We start from the raw sequence: 15267 nt of genomic DNA on the forward strand, positions 1-15267 counted from the left end.
ATCCGCGATCCGCCGCACCGCCCGGCGTACGAGCCGCGGACCACGGCCCGGGAGAGGCCCGGTCCGCGGCCCGTATGCCAGAATCGCGCGGCCCGTCGTGGGCCCACGCCATCGAACCGGGGGACACCCGCATGCCCGACACCGCTCCGACCACCGCCCGCGCCCGGCTCGCCGACGCCCGGCTCTACCTGTGCACGGACGCCCGCCGCAGCCAGGGCGACCTGCCCGAGTTCCTGGACGCCGTGCTGGCCGGCGGGGTCGACATCGTGCAGTTGCGGGACAAGGGCATGGAGGCGGCCGAGGAACTGGAGCACCTGAAGGTCTTCGCCGACGCCTGCGCCCGCCACGGCAAGCTCCTCGCGGTCAACGACCGGGCGGACGTCGCGCACGCCGCCCGCGCCGACGTGCTGCACCTCGGCCAGGGCGACCTCCCGGTGCCCGCCGCCCGGGCGATCCTCGGCGACGACGTCCTCGTCGGCCGCTCCACGCACGCCGAGTCCGAGGCCGCCGCGGCCGCCGTCCAGCACGGCGTGGACTACTTCTGCACCGGTCCGTGCTGGCCGACCCCCACCAAGCCGGGCCGGCACGCCCCCGGCCTCGACCTGGTCCGGTACACGGCGGCGCTGGGCACCGACCGCCCCTGGTTCGCGATCGGCGGCATCGACCTCGGCAACCTCGACGAGGTGCTGGACGCCGGCGCCCGGCGCGTGGTCGTCGTCCGCGCGATCACCGCCGCCGACGACCCGGGTGCGGCGGCGGCCGAGTTCACCAAGCGCCTGCGACAGGCCCCGGCGCGGGGATAGCCGCACCTCGCAGGGCGTCGAGGGGCTTCGCCGCAGGCGAGCAGGTGTCCAAAAGATGGACAACAACTAGACAATATGGACAAATATCCCGCATCCGGTTGGGTGACCGCCGCGCCCTGGCTAACCTGCCGGTATGGCCCTCGGAACCGCAAGCACGAGGACTGATCGCGCCCGCACGGTGCGCGACATCCTCGCCACCGGCAAGACGACGTACTCGTTCGAGTTCTCCGCGCCGAAGACGCCCAAGGGCGAGAAGAACCTGTGGAGCGCGCTGAGGCGGGTCGAGGCCGTGGCCCCGGACTTCGTCTCCGTGACCTACGGCGCCGGCGGCTCCACGCGCGCGGGCACGGTCCGGGAGACCGAGCAGATCGTCGCCGACACCACGCTGACCCCCGTGGCGCACCTCACCGCCGTCGACCACTCCGTCGCCGAGTTGCGCAACATCATCGGCCAGTACGCCGACGCGGGGATCCGCAACATGCTCGCCGTGCGCGGCGACCCGCCCGGCGACCCGAACGCCGACTGGATCGCGCACCCCGAGGGACTGACGTACGCCGCCGAACTGGTCCGGCTCATCAAGGAGTCGGGTGACTTCTGCGTCGGCGTCGCGGCCTTCCCCGAGATGCACCCGCGTTCCGCCGCCTGGGACACGGACGTGGCGCACTTCGTCGACAAGTGCCGGGCCGGCGCCGACTACGCGGTCACGCAGATGTTCTTCCAGCCCGACTCCTACTTCCGCCTGCGCGACCGGGTCGCCGCGGCCGGCTGCGACACCCCGGTCATCCCCGAGGTCATGCCGGTGACCAGTGTGAAGATGCTGGAGAGGTTGCCGAAGCTCAGCAACGCCTCGTTCCCCGCGGAGCTGAAAGAGCGGATCCTCGCCGTCAAGGACGATCCGGCGGCGGTACGCTCGATCGGGATCGAGTTCGCCACGGAGTTCTGCGCGCGGCTGCTGGCCGAGGGTGTGCCCGGACTGCACTTCATCACGCTCAACAACTCCACGGCGACGCTGGAAATCTACGAGAACCTGGGCCTGCACCACCCACCGCGGGCCTAGACCGGCCGCACGTATTTGCGACACACTGCGTAACGGCCACTGGGAGAGGGGCGTACATGGGCTGGACGGTCCTCTACATCGCGTTCGGCGTCGTCGCGCTGTGGCTGCTCGGCGAGGTGCTGTTGCAGTACAAGGCGCGGCTGCGCTGGCGGCTGCTCGCCTTCGGCGGCTTCGTCGGCGTCGTGGCCGGCGTGCTGATGTCCAACGTGCTGGTCATCGGTGTCGGCGCCGCCGCCTTCGCGGTCGGCCAGACCTACGTCACCCTGTCGTTCCGCCGCGGCTTCGAGGCGGGCTGGGCGGTCAACGCCCCGGTGAGCCTGGTCGGCAAGCGCGGGCGTCCCGAACGGGGCCGCCAGGAACCGACGTTGGAGGTCTCCGGGCTCGAACGCGCCGAAGGCGGCCAGGAGCACCACGACGACTACGACGAGCGCGCCCAGGGCCACGCCCCGGGCCAGGACGACCCGTCGTACGCGGCCGACGACCACGACCGCGACGACGTCTTCACCCCGGCCCGCCCCGCCGCCGACCCCACGGCCGCGGAGACCACCGCCGTCTACGCGCCGCAGCCCATGCCCGACGACACCGGTTCCTACGGCGTCTACGCCGACTCCGGCTACGGCACCGGCCAGCAGCAGGCGGCGGCAGCGGCGCCGGACGCCGACCAGGCCTACGCCTACGACTACTCGGGCTACGGGCAGCAGCAGGGCTACGGCTACGACACCGGCGCGCAGCAGCAGTACGCGGCCTACTCCGACCCGTACATCGGCACCCACACCTACGGCGGCGGGACGTACGACACCGGCGGCTACGACACGATGGGTGGGCAGCCGCAGTACGGCCAGCAGGGCTACGGGCAGGACCCGTACGCCACCGGTGCCCCCGGCGGCTACGGCGGCGAGACCCCGGCGGGCGGAGTGTGGGTGCCGCAGCAGCGCAGCACCGACGACCCCTACGGCGGCGAACTCCCCGCCGAGCAGCCGTACCCCTACCAGGGCAACGACCAGACGCAGGGTCAGAACCACGGCCAGAACCAGGGCCAGAACCAGGGCTACGACGAGCAGTACCGCTACTGAGGACCGCGTCCGCCGCTCACTGGGAGCCGCGGAACTCCGGTCCCTCCACCACCAGTCCGGCGACCAGCGCGCCCGACATGCCCGCGTGCGGAAGCCCTCCGCCGGGGTGCGACCAGCCGCCGACCGTGAACAGGCCCTCCGTACGCGTGCTGTTCGCCGCGTGCAGCAGACGTCCGGCGGCCCCCGCCAGCGCGGGCACCGGAATCGCCCCGTCCGGCACGCCGGTGTCCGCCGCGACCTCGGCCGGGGTGCGCACCTCGTGCCACAGGAGCCGGTCGCGCAGGCCGGGCACCGCCCGCCCGGCGACGTCGATCAGCCGCTCGGCCCGGTGGGCGGTCTCCTCCGCCGTGGCCCGGTCCGGCCCGCCTCCCAGGGCGGGCACCGTCGCGGAGAGCGTGACCGCCTCATGGTCCGCGTCCGGGACCAGCGCGGGGTCGTCGGGCCGCAGGACGGTGACGGTCGGCCGCGCGGCCATCCCGGGAGCGGCGCCGAACAGGCGGTCCAACTCGGTCTCGCGGTCCGCCGCGTGCACCACCGTCCGGTGCGCCGTGCCCTCGGGACGCCCGCCCCGCAGCGCCAGCAGCACCGTCAGCCGGCTCGCCCCGCCGCGCTGTGCGGGCACCTCGCCCTCGCCCCGCACCGGCGATCCCCCGCGGAGGCGGTCCAGGACGTCCGGCGCCACCCCGGAGACGACGAACTCGGCCTCCTCGACGGCCCCTTCGGCCGGCTCCACGCCCACCACCCGGCCGTCCTTCTCGACGATCCCGGTGACCTCGGCCCCGAAGCGGAACTCGACGCGACGGGCCAGGCACCGCTCGTACACCGCCCGCGCCAGCTCCCGCAGACCGCCGCCCCGCACGTACCACACGCCGAACGCGTACTCCATGTACGGCAGCACGGCGGCGTTCGCCGGAGCGGTTCGGGGATCCAGGCCGTACGCGAGGGCGTGGCTCTCCAGCAGGGCGGCGAGCCGGGGGTCGCGCAGCTCCCGGGCGCCGACCTCGGCGAGCGTGCCGGCCCGGCGGGTGCGCAGCAGCCGCTTGTGCGGGACCGCCGGATAGGGCTCGCGCTCGGCCAGCACCCCCCAGTTCGGCCAGAGGGGCTCCTCCAGGAGGGGCCGGCGGGTCCGGTCCCAGGTCTCCCGGGCCCGCACCAGGAAGTCGCCCCAGCGCTGCCCGGCGCCCGCACCGAGCGCGGCGTCCAGGGCGGCGACGACGCCCGCGCGCGAGGCGTTCGGCAGCGAGACCTCCGTGCCGTCCGCGAACACGTGCCGGGACGACGGGTCGACCTGGACCAGCTCGACGCGGGACTCCAGTGGCTCCTTGCCGGTCTTCACGAACAGGTCGCGCCAGACCGCGGGCAGCGGGAGCAGACCGGGGCCGGTGTCGAAGGAGAACCCGTCCCGCTCGAAGCGGCCCAGGGCTCCGCCGTAGGTCCGCCTCCGCTCGTACACCACCACCCGGTGGCCCGCGACGGCCAGCCGGGCGGCCGCCGCCATCGCGCCCGTCCCGGCGCCGATCACCGCAATCCGTGCCATGCCAGGGACTTTATCCGCCACCACCGACACTCCCGTGCGAGGGCTGAGTACCACGACGGACGTCCGGGTGACCGGCCGGCGGACCGCGCCGTGGGGCGGGGTGCGCAGGGCTGAGTAGGTGTACCTAGTGCGGCAGATGAGTACGCGCACGGATGGGCCGCGACCTGCGGGAACGAGAGAGTGGAGGCACGGAGAGGGGCACGGCTCCGGAACCGGCGGCACGGGGCGCCGGAACGGAGCCGGGCCCGCGATCCGCTCCTTCCGCCGGCCACGGTCGGCGGGAGCGAGACGGGGGAGCCCGGAGGGACGACCGGTGACGGGAGTTCCGACGGGGGGACGTACGGGGGAGCAGGAGAAGGCGCCGGTCCGACGGCGGCCCGCGGGGGACGCGGCCACCACGGACCGGCGTTCTTCGTGTCTCAGGGGCGGCCGCTCACACGCCCCTGGAGCAGCCGCGACAGCGCGGAGTGCACGTCGTCCAGGGAGCGCTCCGGCTGGAACGCCTGCCAGTCCAGCGCGGCCACCAGGACCATGCCGACGAGCGCGGCGGCGGTCAGCGGCACGTCGATCTCCTCACTGAACTCACCGCTCGCCACACCCTCGCGCAGCACGCCCTCCACCACCGCCACGGCCTCCTGCCGGACCACCAGCAACGTGGACTGCCAGGCCCGGTTGGTGCGCCACAGCTCGGCCACGTACAGCTGGGTGAAGGCCGGGTAGCGGTCGATGAAGACGAGCCCCGCGCGGATCATCGCGTCCAGGGCGTCGACCCGGCCGAGCCCCTCCCGCGCCGTGCTTTCCGCGGCCTGGCGCAGCGAGGCGGTCAGCAGGCCGACACCGTGCCGCAGCAGCTCCTCGAAGAGGACGGACTTGCTGGCGAAGTTGTAGTAGACCGTGCCCTTCGCGACCCCGGCCCGCTCGGCGATCTCGTCCACGGTGGTGGCGGAGAAGCCCTGCTCGGCGATGAGGGTGACCGCCGCCTCGTACAGCTTCTGCCGGGTGGCCTCGCGACGACCGCCGCTCTGTGAGGCGGTGCTGCTGCTTTCCATGGTCCCGATTCTCACAGCACCCCGCGCGGCGAGGTCACCGCAGGCCCGCCGAGGAGTGAACCGAACGGCCGATCGAACCAAAAGTCCAGGTCAGAGCGGATTGTCAGTGGCATACCTCACGATGGGCACATACGGCACCTCCTGCCCGGACGTGCCGTCACGGAGACGACAGGAGGATCGTCATGGCCCACTCGTCCGCAGCCGCCGCCCGGCGGCGCCGCGCAGCCGGCCCTGCACCCTCACTGACCGGACCGGCGAGCGACGTGCACCCCGTGCTCCGCCGGACAACAGCCCCGCCCGCCGCCCTCGACCTGCTCGCCCAGGCCCGGTCAGGACTGGAAGAGGCCGCCGTCCTCGAAACGCCGAACGAGCGCTATGCCACGGCCCATCTCGCCGCCCTGCGCACCGCCGCCGCGGTGCTGGCCGCGCGCGGCCGCCCGGAGACCGGCCCACGGGCCAGGGCCCGCATCCGCAGCGCCTGGGAGGTGCTGCCGGAGATCGCACCCGAGCTGGCCGACTGGAGCGCGCTGTTCGCCTCCGGCGCACACCGCCGGGCCCGGGCCGAGGCGGGCATCCGGGGCGCCGCGGGCACCCGGGACGCCGACGACCTGATACGCGACGTGGCGATGTTCCTGCGCCTGGTGGAGCGGATGCTGGTCCTCCAGCCGGTGCTGCCCCAGCCGCGTCCCGACACGGACCCGCCGGGCGCGGAGCACCCCGACCGTTTCGACGCGGGTCACCCGGGCCGGGACCTGCCGGACGCGGGATGAGCGGGGCGACGAGCGGGTGACCGGCGGGCGCGGCGGAAGCAATAGGGTGGGAGAAGCCTGAAGCCACCCCCTTCCCGCACCGGGCGGGGGCGGCAGCCCGTTCGCTCCGCCCGTGTCCGGGGCGGTGCCGCGCCGAGGAGTCAACTGCCGTGTCGGACCCGATGCGCCCGCCCGCCTCCCATCCCCGACCGCAGACGGCGTCGCCGCGCTCCGATCCCTCCCGCTCCCGGGCGGCCCTTCGTACCGCCGTGGTCTGGGACGTCCTCCAGGACGCCCTGGACCGCCGGGTCAAGGCCACGGGCCGGCCGGCGCTGGACGTCCTCGACACCGGCGGCGGCAGCGGCAACTTCGCGGTGCCCGTGGCCGGCCTCGGCCACCGCGTCACCGTCGTCGACCCGAGCCCCAACGCCCTGTTCGCCCTCGAGCGCCGCGCCGCCGAGGCCGGCGTCGCCGACCGGGTGCGAGGCGTCCAGGGCGACGCCGGCGGCCTCTTCGAGGTGGTCGAGCGCGGCGGCTACGACGCGGTGCTGTGCCACGGCGTCCTGGAGTACGTCGACGACCCCGCGGAGGGCGTCGGCAACGCGGTGGCGGCCCTGCGCGCCGACGGCGTCCTCAGCCTGCTCGCCGCGGGCCTGGGCGGTGCCGTGCTGGCGCGCGCCCTCGCCGGCCACTTCACGGAGGCCCGGCAGGCCCTGGACGACCCGGACGGCCGCTGGGGCACGGCCGACCCCGTGCCGCGCCGGTTCACCGCCGAACAGCTCACCGGGCTGGTCGAGGCCGCCGGGCTCCGGATCGGCGCCGTGCACGGCGTACGGGTCTTCGCCGACCTCGTCCCCGGCGTGCTGGTGGACACCGAGCCGGGCGCCATGGAAGCGCTGCTGAAGCTGGAGGCGGCGGCGGCCGAACTCGCCGCGTTCCACTCCGTGGCCACCCAGCTCCATGTGCTCGGTGAGACGCGAGGTGCCGACGAGGCCTGAGCGCCCGGTGGGGTAAGGCCCTGATCAGGGACGCGACTGCAGATGGAGTACGCCACAGGCCCCCCGAACGGGGGGCAGTCGCCGTATGATCGAGGGAGACGGCCCGGCATGACGGGTCGGCCGCTGGGGAATGGGAACTTCAGCGAGCCGGCACGGCCATGACGGAGTCCGGTTGGTCAATTGGCGCAGAGGGGCGGGTTTCACGGGGGCGATTCCCTGCCTATCCTGAAGGGACCCCCCGGGTCGCCCCGGCGACTGCACGATGAGGAGGACTCCGTGCCGCTCTCGGAGCACGAGCAGCGCATGCTCGAGCAGATGGAGCGAGCGCTGTACGCCGAAGATCCCAAGTTCGCGACAGCGCTCGAGGGAAGCGGGCTGCGTACGTACACCCGGCGACGGGTCTACCAGGCGGTCGCGGGCTTCCTCGTAGGTATTGCGCTCCTCATGGCCGGAATGGTCGCCCAGCAGGTCTGGCTCAGTGTGGTGGGCTTCCTGGTCATGCTGGGCTGCGCGGTTCTCGCCGTGACCGGCTGGCGCAAGGCCCCCAAACCGGGCGAGCAGCAGCAGGCGGCCGGTGCCGGACCGCAGGCTGCGCGCCGCCAAGGACGACAGAAACGCTCCATGATGGACCGTATCGACGAGCGCTGGCAGCGTCGCAGAGACGAGCAGGGCGGCCAGTAGCGCCCGAGCCACCGTTCACCAGGACATCCGCGTGAAGGGGTGACCACCATCCGGGTGGTCACCCCTTCACGCACGCCGGTGAGCCCCTTGCGGGGCCCGGTCGTGCGGTCGCCCCACCACGCCCGCCCTGAGAGGGGCCGTGAGCGCCCCGGTGGGCGTGGCGGGTGCCTAGAGTCGGCCGAGGGCGTGGTGGGCGCCGCCCCGCAGGGAACGGCGCCCACTCGGCTCAGCCCTGCTGGTCCGACGTGCTGCGCCACGCCGGGCGGGCCGCCGCGGCCCGCCGTTTCACGGCCGCCCACCGGGCCGACGCCGCCCAGGCCACCCGTACGGCCGAACGCGGCACGAGCAGTGCGCGCAACCTCGTGCCGCGACCGGCCGTGGCCCGCAGACCGGCGGTGGCCAGCCGGACGTCCTCGGTCAGCCCGGCCGTCGGACGCGGGCGCGGCGCGTAGAGGACCTGCTCCACGGCGTCCGCCACCCGGTGCACCGCCGCCGCGGCCGCCGGATCGAGCCGGCCCAGCCGGACGACGCGGGTCGCCGCCTTGCGCGTCGTCTGCGACTCCTCCGGCAGGATCCCGAGGTCCCACGCCGTGTCGGTCAGCTCCTGCCAGACCGCGAGGGTGTGCGGGCCGGCGTCCGCCTCACCGCGGCCGTGCGCCCCGAGCCGGACCGACCTGACGCGCAGCCGCCACAGCATCGGCGCCAGCGGGACCAGCAGCACGACGAGTCCGGCCACGGCCCAGGCCAGCAGCGCGTACCACTTCGGTCCGTCGCCGCCGGTGACGGGGACGGCCACCGCGGACTCGCTGGCGCAGGCGCCCAGCTTCTTGTCCTGCGGGGAGCAGGTGTCGCTCTCCGAGGGCGCCGCCGACGGCTCCGTCCCGGTGTTCCGCGAGGGCAGGGCCGGGTCCGGCACCGAGCTGCCCGGCCGGTCCGTGATGGTGTACGCCGGGGTCGAGCCACGCGTCGGTGTCGGCTCGAAGCGGGTCCAGCCCACGCCCTCGAAGTACACCTCGGGCCACGCGTGCGCGTCCCGCAGCCCCACCGAGACCGAGCCGTCCGCCTGCGGGGAACCGGGCGCGAAGCCCACCGCGACCCTGGCCGGGATGCCCAGGGAGCGGGCCATCGCCGCCATGGCGAAGGAGAAGTGGACGCAGAAGCCCTCCTTCTGCTTCAGGAACCGGGCGATCGCCTCCGAGCCGCTGCCGATGTCGACCTGTGTGTCGTACTCGAAGCCGCCGTTGATCGCGAAGTACTCCTGGAGTTTGACGGCCTGCTCGTACGGGTTCGAGGCACCGGCGGTCACCTCGCGGGCGGTCCGGGCGACCACCTCGGGCAGGCTGTCCGGCAGCTCCGTGTACTCGCGCCTGAACGCCGCCGACGCCTGGGGCGCCGAGGCGAGCTGCTCCGCGGTCGGCTGGAGGCTCAGGCTCCGCACCTCGTACGTCAGCCCGCGGGTGTTCTGGCCGTGGTCGCCGACCAGGGTCATGCCGACGGGCTCGTAGCGCCAGTTGCCCGCGACGCGTACGCCGCTGGGCGGGTAGGGCATCGGCAGCCAGTCCTGGGCGAACCCGTCCGCGGCCGAGATCAGGGTCCGGATCTCCGTGCGCTTGATCTGGGGGCCGAGGCCGACGGGGGTGGGGAACGTGCCGTCCGGCACGGCGGTGATGTGCCGCTTGGACGGCTTCCAGGTGGTGCCGTCGAAGTCGTCCAGGGAGACGATGCGCAGGTACAGGTCGGACAGGCTCTCGGAGTCGGTCTGGAGGCTGAGGACCTCGCGGTCCTCGTTCATATTGAGGTTGTCCCGCAGGGAGACCAGCGGGTTCACGGCGGAGATCGTGCCGCCGCCCCCGGTCCCGGAACCCACGCCGCCGCGGGCGCCGTCCAGCAGCCCGCCGTCCATCGCGGGCAGGGCGAGCGGCACCACCAGGGCGATGCCCAGCGCGAAGGCGCCGATGCGCCGTCCGGTGCGGACCGGGGCGAGCGCGCGCCCCTGGTCCGTGCCCGGGCCGCGCGACGAGCCGCCGAAGACCCGGCCCCACTGCGACAGCCGGTCCCGGCCCTCGGCCAGCAGCAGCATCAGATAGCCGGCCGCCGCGACCAGGAACCACAGCCAGTCGGCGCCGCCCTCGGACAACCCCGCGGCCACCGAGTAGAGCGCGAGCAGCGGCAGGCCGGCCGGGGCGGCGCTGCGGAAGGACACCGCGAGGGTGTCCACCAGCAGCCCGATCACCAGGACACCGCCGACCAGCATCAGCCGTATGCCGTCGGACTCCAACGGCGCCGGGATCGCGTACCGGGCGATGTCGTCGCCGCCCTGCTGAAACAGGTCGGCGAAGTGCTGGAAGGCCTGCGGCCCGGGGATCAGCCCGGCGATCGCCTGCTCCCGGGCGAAGACCAGGGTCAGCAGCATCAGCGTGACCACGGCCTGGGCCGCGATGGTCAGCGGCCGCGCCAGCGGCACCCGCCGCGCCACCGCGCCCACCCCGGACTGCACCGCCAGCAGGACCGCCGCCTGAAGGATCCACGTGGCCGGGTCGACCAACGGCAACAGCGCGCACGCCGTCATCAAGGTGGCCGCCCAAGCACACAACGCCAACCGCGCCCGCCCGCTCATCGCGCCGCCTCTCCGCCGGCCGGGGCCGAGAGCGTGGTGCGTTCGTGGTCGGCCATCCGCCACACCTCCTCCACCGTGGCGCCACGGGGGACGGTCACGGCGGTCCAGCCCGACTCCCGGAGCATGCGCAGCCGCCCCGCACTTGCCTCCGACGGACCGGGTACGTCGGCCGGTTCCCGGGACCAGGTCTCGCTGTCCAGGACGAAGGCCAGGGCGCCGCCGCTGCGCTGCCGCATCTTCGCGGCCACCGCGGCCTGCTCCTCGTCCAGGTCGCCGAAGAAGGCCACCAGCAGCCCCTCGTTCCCGCCGCGCAGCGTGTCGTAGGCCGAGGACAGCCCGGTGCCGTCGGAGTGGTCGATCACCGCGAGCGTGTCCAGCATCAGGCCGGCCGCGTCGGCCGTGCCCTGGCCCGCCCCGGCGAAGCCGTCGGCGCCCTCGCCCGGCACCGAGTCGCCGGTGCCGGTGAGCAGCCGGACCGAGAAGCCCCGCTCCAGCATGTGCACCAGCACGGACGCCGCGCCCGACACCGCCCACTCGAAGGCCGAGTCGGGGCCCGTGCCGTCGAAGGCCACCACCCGGGTGTCCAGGAGCACCGTGCAGCGGGCCCGCTGCGGCTGCTCCTCGCGGCGCACCATCAGCTCGCCGTAGCGGGCGGTGGAACGCCAGTGCACGCGGCGCAGGTCGTCGCCGTACCGGTACCCGCGCGGGATCACGTCGTCGTCGCCGGCCAGGGCGAGCGAACGCTGCCGGCCCTCGCCGTACCCCTTCGCCTCCCCGCTCAGCCGCACCGGCGGCAGCGCCTCCACGCGCGGGATCACGGTCAGCGTGTCGTGCGCCGAGAAGGAGCGGGTCAGCTCGCACAGGCCGAACGGGTCGGTCAGGCGCAGTTGCAGCGGACCCAGCGGGTAGCGGCCGCGCAGGTCGGAACGGACCCGGTAGGACACCTCGCGGCGACCGCCCGGCTCGACCCGGTCGAGGACGAAGCGGGGCCGCGGCCCGAGCACGTAGGGCACCCGGTCCTGGAGCATCAGCAGACCGGTGGGCAGCCGGGAGACGTTGTCGACGCGCAGATGGACCCGGGCCTCGCTGCCCGCGGGCACCCGGCCGGGGGAGAGCCGGCGACTGCCCGCGACCCGGTAGCGCGTCCGGTAGAGCACGGCCGCGCAGACCAGGGGCAGCACACCCAGGAGCAGCCCGACGCGCAGCAGGTCGCTCTGCCCGAGGACATAGGCGCAGACGGCGGCCGCGACGCCCGCGGCCAGGAAGGAGCGCCCGCGGGTGGTCAGCCCGGCCAGAGCGGTCCGGACGCCGCCCTCGCCCCGGTCCTCCCCGGCCCCGGCCGTCCCCCCGGCGTCCATCACAGCCTCCGCGGCGGCTGCTGACCGTACGCCGATGTGCCGCGGCCCGTACCGATGCCCTGGCGGGGCTCCGCCGGCACCGGGGTGCGCTGGAGGATCTCCTGGACCACCTGCTCGGCGGTGCGGCGGTTGAGCTGGGCCTGCGCGGTCGGCAGCAGCCGGTGGGCCAGGACGGCGACCGCGAGGGCCTGCACGTCGTCCGGCAGCGCGTAGTCCCGGCCGCTCAGGGCGGCGGACGCCTTCGCCGCGCGCAGCAGATGCAGCGTGGCACGCGGCGAGGCGCCGAGTCTGAGGTCCGGGTGGGTGCGGGTCGCGGCGACCAGATCCACCGCATACCGCCGGATCGGCTCCGCGACGTGGACGCCGCGGACCGCCTCGATCAGCTTCAGGATGTCGTGCGCGTGGGCCACCGGTTGAAGATCGTCCAGCGGGCTGGCCCCGCCGTGCACGTCGAGCATCTGCAACTCGGCGTCCGCGCTCGGATAGCCGATGGAGACCCGGGCCATGAAACGGTCCCGCTGGGCCTCCGGCAGCGGGTAGGTGCCCTCCATCTCGACCGGGTTCTGCGTCGCCACCACCATGAAGGGGCTGGGCAGCTCGTAGGTCTGGCCGTCGATGGTGACCTGGCGCTCCTCCATCGACTCGAGCAGCGCCGACTGCGTCTTCGGCGACGCGCGGTTGATCTCGTCGCCGATCACCACCTGCGCGAAGATCGCACCCGGCTTGAACTCGAAGTCCCGGCGCTGCTGGTCCCAGATGGACACGCCCGTGATGTCCGAGGGCAGCAGGTCCGGCGTGAACTGGATCCGGCGCACCGAACAGTCGATGGACCGCGCCAGCGCCTTGGCCAGCATCGTCTTGCCGACGCCCGGGACGTCCTCGATCAGCAGGTGTCCCTCGGCCAGCAGCACGGTCAGCGAGAGCCGTACGACCTCGGGCTTGCCCTCGATCACGTCCTCCACCGAACCGCGGACCCGCTCGACCACGGCGGTCAGATCTTCCCCCACGCTCCCGTACGTTCGCGCGGCGGCGCCCCCACGGCTCGCCTGATCGTCATAGGTCGTCACCCGGCCCTCCTCGGCCCTTCCCCGCACTCCCTGAGGAATGGGGGTACCCCAACTTGCCGGGCCGGCCCCACTGAGCGGACCGGCCCACCCCGAATCACGGACGCCGCCCGGAAAAAGTTCCGTGCGACACCACTTCCCGCATTCTTGCCGCCGTTACCGATTCGTGTCACTGCCTGTGGACAACTGGCCCCGACATGTCGGCCCTTACGGCACCCACGGCTCGTACGGCCCCGGCGGCGGCCCTGGCGGCGGCGCCTGCCCGGCGGGATCGGGGGCGTGCCGCCGGGTCAGGCGGGGTCGACCTCGCGCAGCAGACCCGTCTTCACGTCGAAGACGAAACCGCGCACGTCCTCGGTGTGCAGCAGGAACGGCGAGGTGCGCACCCGCTCGATCGACTGCCGCACGTCCTGGTCGGCGTCCCGGAAGGCCTCCACCGCCCACGCGGGCCGCTGGCCGACCTCGAGTTCCAGGTCGTGCCGGAAGTCCTCGGTGATGGACTCCATGCCGCAGTTCGTGTGGTGGATGAGGGCCACGCTGCGGGTACCGAGCGCCCGCTGGCTGATCGTCAGGGAACGGATCACGTCGTCGGTGACCACACCGCCCGCGTTGCGGATCGTGTGGCAGTCGCCGAGCTTCAGGCCGAGCGCGGCGTGCAGGTCGAGACGGGCGTCCATACAGGCCACGACCGCGACGCGCTGGACGGGGCGGGCATCCATGCCGGGGTCGCTGAACGCCGAGGCGTAGTGCCCGTTCGCTTCGACGAGCCGGTCGGTGACGGTGTGGTCGGCCACGGTGGCGGATTCGGAGCCTGCGGGTACCGATGCAGAAGTCGTCATATCCATGACGTTACTGGCCGCCCGGCCCGGCGGCCCGCTGTGAAGCGGGACAAAGAACGTCATCGAGGTCTGTTGTGAGCCAACCCACAGGGTGGTGCAAAGGGGGCCGTAAGAGTGAAAAGCCGTGCGATGCCGGTTTGCGGGCGCCGGCGACCGCGACGCGCAGGCCGGTTGATTGACCGGGCGACACGGTGGACTAAAGTGACGCGAAGCGGGAGGCGAGGATCTCCCTGCTGGACTGAATTCCCCGGAGACCTGGACGACGTCCCGCCAGATCTCCCCACGTGCGCGGCGCGTACGTACGGCTCGGCCTCCTCCCGCTTCCGGCCGGCCGACGCTTTTGGCGCCGGCAGGCCTCCCCGTCGGATGCGAGCGGGAGGGGACCCGGCGGTGCGTGACGTCGCGCCGGAGCTGAGAGGCCGCCCCACTTGAGCCAGAGTCGACACGTCCCGGTGATGCTCCAGCGGTGTCTGGACCTGCTGGCGCCCGCCCTTCAGGAGCCGGGAGCCGTGGTCGTCGACTGCACGCTGGGACTCGGCGGGCACAGCGAGGCACTTCTCGAACGCTTCCCCGAGGCCCGGCTCGTCGCTCTCGACCGCGACAAGGAGGCCCTGCGCCTGTCCGGCGAGCGGCTCGCCCCCCACGGTGAGCGCGCCACCCTCGTGCACGCCGTCTACGACGAGCTGCCCGACGTACTCGACCGGCTCGGCGTCCCCCGCGTCCAGGGCGTGCTCTTCGACCTCGGCGTCTCCTCCATGCAGCTCGACGAGGCCGACCGCGGCTTCGCCTACGCCCAGGACGCCCCGCTCGACATGCGGATGGACCAGAGCACCGGCATGAGCGCCGCCGAGGTCCTCAACACCTACCCGCCCGGCGAACTCGTCCGCATCCTGCGGGCGTACGGCGAGGAGAAGCAGGCCAAGCGGATCGTGTCCGCCGTCGTGCGCGAACGCGAGAAGGAGCCGTTCACCAACAGCGCCCGCCTCGTCGAGCTCATCCGCGCGGCGCTGCCGCAGGCCGCCAAGCGCACCGGCGGCAACCCGGCCAAGCGCACCTTCCAGGCCCTGCGCATCGAGGTCAACGGCGAGCTGTCCGTGCTCGAGCGGGCGATCCCGGCGGCCGTCGAGGCCCTCGCGGTCGGCGGGCGGATCGCCGTGCTGTCCTACCAGTCGCTGGAGGACCGGCTGGTCAAGCAGGTGTTCGCGGCCGGCGCCGCCAACACCGCGCCGCCCGGTCTGCCCGTCGTACCCGAGCGCTACGCGCCGCGCCTCAAGCTGCTGACGCGCGGTGCCGAACTTCCCACAGAGGAGGAGATCGCCGAGAACCGGCGGGCGGCACCGGCACGGCTGCGTGGCGCCGAGCGCATCAGGGAGTCCCTCGGGTGAAGGGAGTCCCTGGGGTGGACCGAGCGAGGCAGGCCAGGCACGGGGGCGGACGACACC

The 15267-nt window shown here is 73.7% G+C and carries 13 protein-coding genes; 7 read left to right on the top strand and 6 right to left on the bottom strand.

Features of this window, described 5'->3' with window-relative positions; all coding sequences use genetic code 11:
- The first annotated feature begins 131 nt into the window (after positions 1-131).
- The 3 genes from thiE (at position 132) to OHA99_RS27535 (ending at position 2933) form a co-directional block, all read left to right on the top strand.
- Positions 132-803, top strand: coding sequence for a thiamine phosphate synthase (thiE, locus tag OHA99_RS27525; RefSeq protein ID WP_108987037.1), 672 nt, complete (start codon positions 132-134; stop codon positions 801-803).
- Positions 804-936: 133 nt separating this feature from the next.
- Positions 937-1860 carry a methylenetetrahydrofolate reductase [NAD(P)H] gene (gene metF / locus OHA99_RS27530; RefSeq protein WP_153180274.1) on the top strand — a complete coding sequence of 308 codons (924 nt, stop codon included), beginning with the start codon at positions 937-939 and terminating at the stop codon, positions 1858-1860.
- Between the two features lie 56 nt (positions 1861-1916).
- Positions 1917-2933: a hypothetical protein gene (locus tag OHA99_RS27535; RefSeq protein WP_405698274.1), complete on the top strand. Its 1017-nt coding sequence runs from the start codon at positions 1917-1919 to the stop codon at positions 2931-2933.
- Positions 2934-2949: 16 nt separating this feature from the next.
- On the opposite strand, the gene OHA99_RS27540 is transcribed toward OHA99_RS27535, so the two are convergent.
- Positions 2950-4470, bottom strand: a complete 1521-nt coding sequence (locus OHA99_RS27540) for an NAD(P)/FAD-dependent oxidoreductase (RefSeq protein WP_153180276.1) — start codon at positions 4468-4470, stop codon at positions 2950-2952.
- Positions 4471-4889: 419 nt separating this feature from the next.
- Positions 4890-5519: a TetR/AcrR family transcriptional regulator gene (locus OHA99_RS27545; protein WP_381550437.1), complete on the bottom strand. Its 630-nt coding sequence runs from the start codon at positions 5517-5519 to the stop codon at positions 4890-4892.
- Positions 5520-5701: 182 nt separating this feature from the next.
- Here OHA99_RS27545 and OHA99_RS27550 point away from each other — a divergent pair, with 182 nt between their 5' ends.
- The 3 genes from OHA99_RS27550 to OHA99_RS27560 all read left to right on the top strand — a co-directional run bounded on the left by OHA99_RS27550 (position 5702) and on the right by OHA99_RS27560 (position 7947).
- Positions 5702-6289 (top strand): SAV_6107 family HEPN domain-containing protein, encoded by a 588-nt coding sequence (locus OHA99_RS27550; protein WP_405698275.1) that lies wholly within the window; start codon positions 5702-5704, stop codon positions 6287-6289.
- A 149-nt stretch (positions 6290-6438) separates the two neighbouring features.
- Positions 6439-7266: a methyltransferase gene (locus OHA99_RS27555; RefSeq protein WP_194280116.1), complete on the top strand. Its 828-nt coding sequence runs from the start codon at positions 6439-6441 to the stop codon at positions 7264-7266.
- A gap of 276 nt (positions 7267-7542) precedes the next feature.
- The gene (locus OHA99_RS27560) at positions 7543-7947 is read left to right on the top strand and encodes a spore wall synthesis complex protein (RefSeq protein WP_153180278.1); all 405 of its coding nucleotides are present in this window, start codon (positions 7543-7545) and stop codon (positions 7945-7947) included.
- Between the two features lie 226 nt (positions 7948-8173).
- On the opposite strand, the gene OHA99_RS27565 is transcribed toward OHA99_RS27560, so the two are convergent.
- The 4 genes from OHA99_RS27565 to OHA99_RS27580 form a co-directional block, all read right to left on the bottom strand.
- Positions 8174-10564, bottom strand: a complete 2391-nt coding sequence (locus tag OHA99_RS27565; RefSeq protein ID WP_405698276.1) for a transglutaminaseTgpA domain-containing protein — start codon at positions 10562-10564, stop codon at positions 8174-8176.
- Positions 10561-11922, bottom strand: a complete 1362-nt coding sequence (locus tag OHA99_RS27570; RefSeq protein ID WP_366472050.1) for a DUF58 domain-containing protein — start codon at positions 11920-11922, stop codon at positions 10561-10563. The genes OHA99_RS27565 and OHA99_RS27570 overlap by 4 nt, the downstream gene beginning before the upstream one ends.
- Positions 11922-12989: an AAA family ATPase gene (locus OHA99_RS27575; RefSeq protein ID WP_381502411.1), complete on the bottom strand. Its 1068-nt coding sequence runs from the start codon at positions 12987-12989 to the stop codon at positions 11922-11924. The genes OHA99_RS27570 and OHA99_RS27575 overlap by 1 nt, the downstream gene beginning before the upstream one ends.
- Positions 12990-13276: 287 nt before the next feature.
- Entirely contained in the window at positions 13277-13825 is a 549-nt protein-coding gene (locus OHA99_RS27580) for a carbonic anhydrase (RefSeq protein WP_042825966.1), read from the bottom strand.
- A gap of 428 nt (positions 13826-14253) precedes the next feature.
- Here OHA99_RS27580 and rsmH point away from each other — a divergent pair, with 428 nt between their 5' ends.
- Entirely contained in the window at positions 14254-15210 is a 957-nt protein-coding gene (gene rsmH / locus OHA99_RS27585; RefSeq protein ID WP_078581791.1) for a 16S rRNA (cytosine(1402)-N(4))-methyltransferase RsmH, read from the top strand.
- Positions 15211-15267: the final 57 nt, after the last annotated feature.

It is taken from the genome of Streptomyces coelicoflavus (assembly GCF_045041415.1).
Lineage (GTDB): Bacteria > Actinomycetota > Actinomycetes > Streptomycetales > Streptomycetaceae > Streptomyces > Streptomyces coelicoflavus.

Excerpts from the sequence above, each read along its gene's own strand:
- thiE (WP_108987037.1), top strand. The coding sequence starts at position 132 with ATGCCCGACACCGCTCCGACCACCGCCCGCGCCCGGCTCGCCGACGCC.
- OHA99_RS27545 (WP_381550437.1), bottom strand. The coding sequence starts at position 5,519 with ATGGAAAGCAGCAGCACCGCCTCACAGAGCGGCGGTCGTCGCGAGGCC.
- OHA99_RS27570 (WP_366472050.1), bottom strand. The coding sequence starts at position 11,922 with ATGGACGCCGGGGGGACGGCCGGGGCCGGGGAGGACCGGGGCGAGGGC.
- OHA99_RS27540 (WP_153180276.1), bottom strand. The coding sequence starts at position 4,470 with ATGGCACGGATTGCGGTGATCGGCGCCGGGACGGGCGCGATGGCGGCG.
- OHA99_RS27535 (WP_405698274.1), top strand. The coding sequence starts at position 1,917 with ATGGGCTGGACGGTCCTCTACATCGCGTTCGGCGTCGTCGCGCTGTGG.
- OHA99_RS27550 (WP_405698275.1), top strand. The coding sequence starts at position 5,702 with ATGGCCCACTCGTCCGCAGCCGCCGCCCGGCGGCGCCGCGCAGCCGGC.
- OHA99_RS27580 (WP_042825966.1), bottom strand. The coding sequence starts at position 13,825 with ATGACGACTTCTGCATCGGTACCCGCAGGCTCCGAATCCGCCACCGTG.
- metF (WP_153180274.1), top strand. The coding sequence starts at position 937 with ATGGCCCTCGGAACCGCAAGCACGAGGACTGATCGCGCCCGCACGGTG.
- OHA99_RS27565 (WP_405698276.1), bottom strand. The coding sequence starts at position 10,564 with ATGAGCGGGCGGGCGCGGTTGGCGTTGTGTGCTTGGGCGGCCACCTTG.